The 1,048-nt window shown below is 50.8% G+C and carries 1 protein-coding gene; it reads left to right on the top strand.

The window, feature by feature from the left end:
• The first annotated feature begins 527 nt into the window (after nt 1–527).
• Nucleotides 528–731, top strand: coding sequence for a hypothetical protein (locus tag J2I46_RS32610; protein ID WP_207333307.1), 204 nt, complete (start codon nt 528–530; stop codon nt 729–731).
• Nucleotides 732–1,048: the final 317 nt, after the last annotated feature.

Raw genomic sequence — 1,048 nt, 5'->3', positions numbered from 1 at the left:
CCTGGTTGATTGACGTGCGCGTGGGGGTTATCGGGCAAAACGCTTTGCATACTGGCCTGGGGCTTTAAAAGGTTACCGTCAAGTTACACCAGCGACAGCTTTACCTGGTCTTAATACTTTTTACCTGTCTTAACCGGTCGTTCACCCTGAGTTTTGAGTAGTTCTTGGCAGGGCATGGCGGTCTATAACATAGTAAGAACGGTCGTTCGTTCTTACTATGTTATAGACCGCCATATCTTGGGCGGAACACCCTTTTCTACCTTATTGGCCCCAAAAAATCTATGACGCTGGGCATTGCTGACAGATCGTTCCCTTGCCACCTGCTTACCTTGATTTCTCTGCCTCAAGCTCTGCCAGAGCGGTCTCCTGTTGCGAGCCAATCGGCACGGCTAGTCTGCTTACGTTGACTCTGTTTTTCCAAAAACCTGGGCCTTAGCTTTCTTTACAGATGCGGAAGGAGTCGGCCGGCAAGAGGCATAAAGGCAGAGAAAGCCGCTACATTTGGCCCTTCTATAAACAGCTTCCGTATGGCTTACTATCAAGTAAAGGTTTGGTTTGAGCCGCGAGGTGAATGGGTTACCGTTAAAGACATTGAGTACATCGAGGGCTACCCGCTGATTTGTTTCGACTCGCAGGAGCGGTTGAATCAATTCGCTGCCCAGGTTCGTCACGCCTACTTATCAAAGAAGCACACGCAGTTCAGCTTCATGGTCTCCGCCCATGCCGAGTAGACTGGCCCCTGATCAGTCTAGCCGAGCAACCAGCCTTGGCTCGAATAGCTACGTGACGTACTACCCGCCAAGGAATCTCAACCAAGCGATCAATCCCGAATCCAGGCTAGCGCTCCATGTCGTATACAAGGCAGACGCTGGTAGGGCTTAATTAGCCATATTCTGCTTTAGGTAGGCCACCGGTCATAAACCCAGTAACGCCCTGGCAGCAAGGTGTTGACAAAGAATTCTATGGGCCTGCAACTCTCCAGGCCCATATACCGTACGTAACCCAAGATTGTATCTGCCAGACCGAGCTGCTGGCTAATCCCAACTGA

Source organism: Fibrella forsythiae, from assembly GCF_017353175.1.
Classification (GTDB): Bacteria; Bacteroidota; Bacteroidia; order Cytophagales; family Spirosomataceae; genus Fibrella; species Fibrella forsythiae.
This window is presented reverse-complemented; position numbering and strand designations above follow the sequence as displayed.

Coding starts and splice junctions, on each gene's coding strand:
- J2I46_RS32610 (WP_207333307.1), top strand. CDS start 528: ATGGCTTACTATCAAGTAAAGGTTTGGTTTGAGCCGCGAGGTGAATGG.